This window comes from Leisingera sp. F5 (assembly GCF_001593695.1).
Genome location: NZ_LUKH01000170.1, coordinates 1 through 4,360 on the forward strand (window position 1 = coordinate 1; position 4,360 = coordinate 4,360).

At 55.4% G+C, this 4,360-nt stretch carries 5 protein-coding genes; 4 read left to right on the forward strand and 1 reads right to left on the reverse strand.

Going from position 1 to position 4,360, the window contains the following annotated elements:
* Nucleotides 1–216, forward strand: a 216-nt coding sequence (locus tag A2I95_RS26550; protein ID WP_291734739.1) for a hypothetical protein, incomplete at its 5' end; no start/stop codon positions are given.
* A 587-nt stretch (nt 217–803) separates the two neighbouring features.
* A complete protein-coding gene (locus tag A2I95_RS26555; RefSeq protein WP_291734741.1) occupies nt 804–1,286 on the forward strand; it encodes a DapH/DapD/GlmU-related protein in 483 nt (160 codons plus the stop codon).
* A 375-nt stretch (nt 1,287–1,661) separates the two neighbouring features.
* Here A2I95_RS26555 and A2I95_RS26560 read toward each other — a convergent pair whose 3' ends face one another.
* Complete coding sequence (locus tag A2I95_RS26560) at nt 1,662–2,465, reverse strand: sulfotransferase family 2 domain-containing protein (protein WP_291734744.1); 804 nt, start codon at nt 2,463–2,465, stop codon at nt 1,662–1,664.
* 258 nt (nt 2,466–2,723) lie between these two features.
* Here A2I95_RS26560 and A2I95_RS26565 point away from each other — a divergent pair, with 258 nt between their 5' ends.
* Nucleotides 2,724–3,662 (forward strand): sulfotransferase, encoded by a 939-nt coding sequence (locus A2I95_RS26565; protein WP_291734745.1) that lies wholly within the window; start codon nt 2,724–2,726, stop codon nt 3,660–3,662.
* A 358-nt stretch (nt 3,663–4,020) separates the two neighbouring features.
* The coding region (locus tag A2I95_RS26570; protein ID WP_291734747.1) for a Wzz/FepE/Etk N-terminal domain-containing protein at nt 4,021–4,360 on the forward strand (340 nt) is incomplete at its 3' end.

The following is a 4,360-nucleotide window of genomic DNA, read 5'->3' on the forward strand; positions in this document are numbered from 1 at the left end:
CCTGCAGCATCAAGACTTTCTGCGACCTTGCTGTACAATACATCAACACTTTCCTCCTCGTTCAATATCGGAACGATTACAGAATATCTGACAGCCACTGCCCTACCCCCGTTTCAAGATCTACGGTTACTCAAACTCCAGTATTTCTCCAATACAGGCTCCCGGCCCCAATATGCATTGACCTTAGCAATGCAAGTAAATGAAGACAATTCTTGAAGAAACTAGGCCGCTTTGCCACCATTGCGAGACCGGAGCGGGAAAGCAGCTGATGCAGGCTTGGTGTTCCCGGGCATTTGCACCGGCCTCAGCATCCGGCGGGGTTTGTCCCGCCGCGGCCCGGTCTCCGGCTTCGGCAGAACTGTCTGAATGCGCTATGGCCCCTGCCCCTGGCTGATGCCCGGACACGGATCAACCGCTGGTGGCGTCCGCCTGGAACCCCGGACCGGAAGCGGGGTGTTTTCCCGCCGGACATGCTCTAATTATCAAATTGTGCCAATTAGGCGGAACTGATCGGAGGCGGGCGCGGGCAAACCATCATGAATTCTATAAAAGACCCTCAGAAAGATCACATTGTTGATAGGCTTTCCTCCGAAGAATCCGCCCTGGAAAAATATCAGCATTTCTTTGTCGGCCGGCCTGGCTGGGGCAGTTTTCTGCGCTATGAGATCACAACTTTCTTCTGCGCTGATATCAGGGGCAGCATAGGCTATTTGGCACGCAAAAAACTTTATCCCGGCCTTTTTGCCAAGGCTGGCAAAGGCATGAATTTCGGGCGCGGCATTTCTCTGCGGTGCCCCGGTCGAATGACGCTTGGGGACCTGGTTGCAATTGACGACAACGTGTCATTGGACGCGAGGGGGGCTGCTGGCGGTCAGGGGTTCGTGATTGGCCCGCGCACCCTGATCGCCCGTGATGTCGTGATGGTGGTCAAACAGGGGTATCTCCGCATTGGCGCCAACAGTTCCATCGGAAGCCAGACAACGCTATCCGCCGTTTCGGGGATCGAGATCGGCAGCCATGCCATTATCGCCGGGCACTGCTATATAGGCGGCGGCCGCTACAAAACCGAGCTGGGCGCCGGGCCAATGGTCGAGCAGGGGCACACGACCAAAGGGCCGGTTATCCTTGGGAATGACGTCTGGGTGGGCGCAGGCGTCCGGGTGCTGGATGGTGTCACCGTAGGCGATGGCGCAATTTTGGGCGCGGGAGCCGTGGTGACCAAGGATGTTCCGGGCAATGCCATCGTTGGAGGCGTGCCTGCGCAAGTCATTGGCAGTCGATCTTAGGTGTTTGATCCCACGGTTTGAGGGTGTGACCCTTTCGCATGAATGGAAGGAAACGCTATGGGACAAGTTCGTCACGGGAGCGCCGCGGCCACCCACGCCGCCAGAGATGCAATACAGCGATCGCAAGCTTCGGTCGCGGAGCTGGGCCTCACCCCAGAGAGAGTTGCGAAGTGGCGGAAACGACAGACCGTTGCGGATCAGAAGACCGGCCTCCGAAAGCCGCGCCCAACCGTTTTAGCGAAGAAAATGAGGCTATGATCGTCGCGTTCAGGCGGCATGTCCGGATCTGCTGAGATGTCCGGACAAGCGGGACAGCTTCACGATTCACCCTGAGCCAGATGCCGGAACTGACGGCTTAGCAACCGGTATTGACAGCTAGCCAGCTGTTTCGATCACACTGATCATGTGAAAATCATCGGCATAAAGCGCTTCCAGCCGGGTGCGTATCTCAGGGTCCAAAAAGCTATTGTTCGCCGGCATTGCGACGCTGCTCTCATATACTGCCGCCAGCTTGTTGGCTGGGATTTCAATGCAATTGGTCATGTCCACCGCGCGGCTCTGCTGCGTTGTGTTGGTCGGCTTGGAAAAATACCGGTCCGCAATTTCCTGCCCGACAATCTCGATCATTCGGGCGTGGAGATTTCCCATTGGAATTGCATCGGTGTAAAAGTGACGTTTCAGATGCCAGGATTGTGGCAGAAGGTGCAAATCGAGTGACCGAAAGTCCGGACGCAGATAATCGAGCACAAAATGCCGAAAAGTCGCCTGCTCCGGCGCCGCCCCCGTCAGATCACGATAGTTCCGGAAGATATCCTCGTGGCCCTTGCGCTGGATGAATTTATTCTTGAACAGAGAAATGATCCGCTCAACCGGATCACGGTAGACAAAAATAATCCTATCGCAATCAGACGCATTGGCCGACCGCATCATCTGGTTCGCGATCATATAGTCTATCTTGCGCGGCCATTCTTCCTTTCTGTAGGTTTTCTCACCCATATCGAGAAAAAGACGTTTGAAGCTGGAACAGGCGTTTTTCCGGATATAGCAATAGCCAATGTTCACATCGCCCACACGACAGACAAGATGCAGTTCTCCCTTGCGCATTGCGTGATCGGCAACGCGCTGCCCAAGACCCAATCCGATCTTGTCGAGACAGGTCCTGTTGTCAAAACTTGTCATAATCATCTCGCAAATACCTGCCCTTGGTTTACACGGCTTATTCCGAAGATCAATTGAAGTCGGCCATGGGGCTGCCGCCCACGGCACGACCGCTTAGAGTTCAGACTTCGGTGACGGGGCTGCCCAGGGCTTTGATGAGGCGGCCGCCGCCGCCCCGGCGGCATATATGTTCTGGATCACAGCCGGGAGTTTCAGTAAATTGAGGCTATGAGATTTGTTAATGAGCTTCAGAGGTATCGCAGCACGGCTTTCAAGGATATGCGATTCCCGGACTTTATCATAGGCGGGGCCCCGAAATGCGGCACGACCTCTCTTCACTTCATTCTGAAGCAAAATGCCGATGTCGGCATGCCCGACGGCGAAGTCCTCTATTTCGATGCTGACGATCCGGTCACCCACCCCGATTTCCTGCACGCGCGCGACGGAGCACTGGAATGGTTTGATCCCCGCCGTTCGGACGCCGGGAACGTCGCCTGGTACGCCGGGCGTTTTGCCCCCTATCGCGATTGCAAGCGGATCGGAGAGGACTCGCCCACCTACATTTTTTCAGACGTTGCCGCCCATCGCATCAAGGCATTATTGCCCGACGTCAAGCTTGTCTTCCTGCTGCGCGACCCTGTGAAGCGAGCCTACTCCCAATACTGGCACATGCTTGGCGCCGCCCGTGCAACCTTCGATTTCGAAACTGCCATCGGCCGGGCGCCCTCCATCACACTCGGATCGACTTACTTCCGGCATCTCAAACACTTTCTGGATATTTTCGGACCTGACCAGGTCCGCATCCTGCTGTTTGAGGACTTCCTATCCGACCAGCAGGGTTTCCTCGACGGTGTGACCGACTACCTAGGCATCTCGAGAATGGAGATCGAGCAAACTGAGACCTGGTTCAACAAATCGGTTTATCCGCGCTACCCAATGCTGAAGGCGCAGCTTAACCGCGTAGGCAAAATTGTTGTTGGCCAGCGCTACCGCAATCACATGGGCAAGCGGACGGGGTTGCGTGAGCGGCTTCGCAACAAATCTCACTATTACTGGTTCGAATATGCGAACCATATCCTGCCTACAGCCCCGAAAGCTCCGCCGATGAAGCCCGGTACAGCCCGGTACCTGCGCCAGCATTTATCCGAGCGCAACCGTGGCCTTTCGGAGCTGCTTGGGCGTGATCTTGGTGAGGTGTGGCCGGGTTTCGACGGATAATGCGAACTCATGCAGCAGCGCGACTTCTAGTTGAGTTCATGGGATGAACTGTCTTCGCCTGATGGCGCGCCTTTGACCGGCAGGCTGCGGAGGTTCAGGTTCGCGCTGCCGTTCTGAACTGCTTCACAGTGCTGGGCAGGGATCCTGCCCCCAGGGTTTCATCTGCAAGACACAAATTGCAATGCAAAGCGCGCCCTGACTTTTTGCGAACCAAGGTTATATGTAGTTCATGAGGCTGAAATTTTACTTGCAAATTATCTTGGCTCAAAAGTAGCGGTTCAGAGCGGAAGATGGTTTCTATAGTCTGTAGCAGAAAGCCGCGCGGGGATTTTTGGGACCCGAAAACCTATGGAAGCGTATGAACAAAGTTATATCGCCTGACCGGAAACTGGACGTGCGCTTGTCAAAAGCCGCGGATCGCCTGCCGAAGACGCTTGAGTTTTTGGAGGTTGTGAGGGCGCTGAGGCGCCGAATGGTTCTGATACTGGCGGTAGCGGTGTTTTGCTTGGCATTTGCGGTGCATTACCTCTCGGCCATCACGCCGACTTACGCTTCAGGCGGCCAGCTTCTTCTGGGAAGCCAGGGGCTAAGTGAGCAGAACTCATTTGATCTCGTCGAAGCGCAAGTGCTCAGCAATGCAGTGATCGAGGGTGAGATCGCAATCATGCGCTCCAATGAAATCCTGATCAAAGTGGTGC

What these genes read in the sequence shown, in the direction of transcription:
- A2I95_RS26565 (WP_291734745.1), top strand. Translation starts at nt 2,724, where the DNA reads ATGCGATTCCCGGACTTTATCATAGGCGGGGCCCCGAAATGCGGCACG.
- A2I95_RS26560 (WP_291734744.1), bottom strand. Translation starts at nt 2,465, where the DNA reads ATGACAAGTTTTGACAACAGGACCTGTCTCGACAAGATCGGATTGGGT.
- A2I95_RS26555 (WP_291734741.1), top strand. Translation starts at nt 804, where the DNA reads ATGACGCTTGGGGACCTGGTTGCAATTGACGACAACGTGTCATTGGAC.